Origin of the sequence: Aeromonas sp. HMWF014, from assembly GCF_963878295.1 — a bacterium.
In the GTDB taxonomy this organism is placed as follows: Bacteria; Pseudomonadota; Gammaproteobacteria; order Enterobacterales; family Aeromonadaceae; genus Aeromonas; species Aeromonas popoffii.
The window spans coordinates 1-3293 of record NZ_CAWNYS010000474.1; the positions used below are offsets into that span (position 1 = coordinate 1).

A 3293-nucleotide genomic window follows, 5' to 3' on the forward strand; every position below is an offset into this window, starting at 1 on the left:
GCTGGAGCGTGGTATTGCCTATTACCTGACCATCAAGGGGCAGGGTGAGCTGAGCGCCGCCCAACGCAGCGCCATTGCCGCCGTGCTGCATGATCGGATGATGGAAGTGGTGTTTGCCGACATGGACGCTGCGAGCGCCCTGTTTGCTCACCACGAGCCGCGCCCCTTCACCCAGGTGGATGTGCTGGCCGGTGGCCGCAGTGCCTTGGCCTCGGCCAACGTGGCGCTGGGTCTGGCGCTGGCCGATGACGAAATCGACTATCTGGTGGAGAACTTCACCCGCCTGGGTCGCAACCCTAACGACATCGAGCTCTACATGTTTGCCCAGGCAAACTCCGAGCACTGTCGTCACAAGATCTTCAACGCCGACTGGACCATAGACGGCGAGCAGCAGCCCAAGTCGCTGTTCAAGATGATCAAGAACACCTTCGAGCAGACGCCGGATCATGTCCTCTCTGCCTATAAAGACAACGCCGCCGTGATGGAAGGCAGCCAGGGTGGTCGCTTCTTCCCGAGCCCCGCCAGTGGTGAGTACCAGTATCATCAGGAGCGCGTCGACATCCTGATGAAGGTGGAGACCCACAACCACCCGACCGCCATCTCCCCCTTCCCGGGGGCAGCCACCGGCTCCGGCGGCGAGATCCGCGACGAGGGCGCAACTGGCCGTGGGGCCAAGCCCAAGGCGGGTCTGGTGGGCTTCACTGTCTCCAACCTGCGCATTCCCGGTTTCGAGCAGCCCTGGGAGCAGGATTTCGGCAAACCGAGCCGTATCGTCAGCGCCTTTGACATCATGCAGGAGGGGCCGCTGGGCGGCGCCGCCTTTAACAATGAGTTCGGTCGTCCGGCCATTCTCGGCTACTTCCGCACCTTCGAAGAGGAGGTGCCAAGCCACAACGGCGTCGAGGTGCGTGGCTATCACAAACCCATCATGCTGGCGGGCGGCATGGGCAACATCCGCAGCGAACACGTTCAGAAAGGGGAGATCCCGGTCGGGGCCGCCCTGATAGTGTTGGGCGGCCCGGCCATGAACATCGGCCTGGGCGGCGGCGCAGCCTCCTCCATGGCCTCCGGCCAGTCTGCCGAAGATCTCGACTTTGCCTCGGTGCAGCGCGACAACCCCGAGATGGAGCGCCGCTGCCAGGAGGTGATCGACCGCTGCTGGCAGCTGGGGGATGAGAACCCCATCGTCTTCATCCATGACGTGGGGGCCGGTGGCCTCTCCAACGCCATGCCGGAGCTGGTCAACGACGGTGAGCGCGGTGGTCGTTTTGATTTGCGCGCGATCCAGAGTGACGAGCCGGGCATGAGCCCGCTGGAGATCTGGTGTAACGAATCCCAGGAGCGTTATGTGCTGGCGGTGGCCCAGAACAAGCTGCCACTGTTCAAGGCGCTATGCGAGCGTGAGCGCGCGCCCTATGCGGTTATCGGCACTGCTACCGAAGAGAAACATCTGACGCTGTCGGATGCACACTTTGACAACCAGCCCATCGACCTGCCGCTGGACGTGCTGCTGGGCAAGGCGCCCAAGATGCACCGCGACGTGGTGACCTTGCCTGCCCAAGGCAAAGCGCTCCAGCTCGATGGCATCACCCTGAGTGATGCGGCCGAGAGAGTCTTGCGCCTGCCGACCGTGGCGGAGAAATCCTTCCTCATCACCATCGGCGATCGCAGCGTGACCGGTCTGGTTAACCGCGACCAGATGGTTGGCCCCTGGCAGATCCCGGTGGCCGATTGCGCCGTCACCGCCGCCACCTACGACAGCTATCACGGCGAAGCCATGTCGATGGGCGAGCGCACCCCGGTGGCGCTGCTCTCCCACGCCGCCTCTGCCCGCATGGCGGTGGCCGAAGCGCTCACCAACCTGGCACCGGCCCACATTGGATCGCTCAAGCGTGTCAAGCTCTCCGCCAACTGGATGTCCGCAGCCGGTCATCCGGGTGAGGATGCCGGCCTCTATGAGGCGGTCAAGGCGGTGGGCGAGGAGCTCTGCCCGGCCTTGGGTATCACCATTCCGGTGGGCAAGGACTCCATGTCCATGAAGACCCGCTGGCAGCAGGATGGCAATGAGCACAGCGTCACCTCGCCGCTCTCCCTGCTCATCACCGCCTTTGCCCGGGTCGAGGATGTGCGCAGCACGGTCACCCCGCAGCTGCGTACCGATCTCGGTGAGACCGACCTTATCCTCATCGACCTTGGCAACGGCAAGCAGCGCCTCGGCGCCTCTGCCCTTGCGCAGGTTTATCGCCAGCTGGGCGACAAGGCGCCGGATCTCGACAATCCGGTGCAGCTGAAGGGCTTCTTCAACGCCATTCAGGCGCTGGTGGCCGATCGTAAACTGATCGCCTATCACGACCGCTCCGACGGCGGCCTGTTCGTCACCCTGACTGAGATGGCCTTTGCCGGTCACTGCGGCCTCGACATCCAGCTCGATCGCATCGGTGGCGAGCTGCTGCCGGCGCTGTTTAACGAAGAGTTGGGGGCCGTCATCCAGGTGCGTCGTGACGACAAAGAAGCCGTGATGACCCTGCTGGCCGGTCACGGTCTGGCGGCCTGCTCCCACGTGCTGGGCACAGTGCGCGAGGGGGATCTCATCACCCTCACGCGTGCAGGTCAGGAGGTCTATCGCGCCAGCCGCACTGCGCTTCGCACCATTTGGGGCGAGACCAGCTGGCAGATGCAGCGTCTGCGGGACAACCCGGCGTGCGCCGATCAGGAACATGCGGCCCGTCAGGACGCCACCGATCCGGGTCTGCAGGCCAAGCTCACCTACAACCCGTCTGAGGATGTGGCGGCGCCCTATATCGCCCGTGGTGTCTCCCCCCGTTTGGCTGTGCTGCGCGAGCAGGGGGTCAACTCCCACGTGGAGATGGCGGCGGCGTTTGATCGTGCCGGCTTTGCCGCAGTGGATGTCCACATGAGTGACATTCTCTCCGGTCGCATCAAGCTGGAGGAGTTCCAGACCCTGGTGGCCTGTGGCGGCTTCTCCTATGGCGATGTGCTGGGGGCGGGGGAAGGCTGGGCCAAGTCCATCCTGTTTAACGACAACGCCCGCGAGCAGTTCCAGCGCTTTTTCGAGCGTGGTGACACCCTCTCCTTGGGTGTGTGCAACGGTTGCCAGATGATGTCCAACCTGCGCACCCTGATCCCGGGGGCCGACCTGTGGCCGCGCTTTGTGCGCAACCGCTCCGAGCGCTTCGAAGCGCGCTTCACTCTGGTGGAGGTGCAGGAGTCTCCCTCCGCTTTCTTCGCCGGCATGGCGGGTTCCGTGATGCCCATTGCCGTCTCCCATGGGG

The 3293-nt window shown here is 64.2% G+C and carries 1 protein-coding gene; it reads left to right on the plus strand.

Annotation, left to right across the window (positions count from 1 at the left end):
* Positions 1–3293 (plus strand): phosphoribosylformylglycinamidine synthase (gene purL, locus AAC083_RS18425; RefSeq protein WP_258224763.1); only part of this gene is annotated, 3293 nt, incomplete at both ends.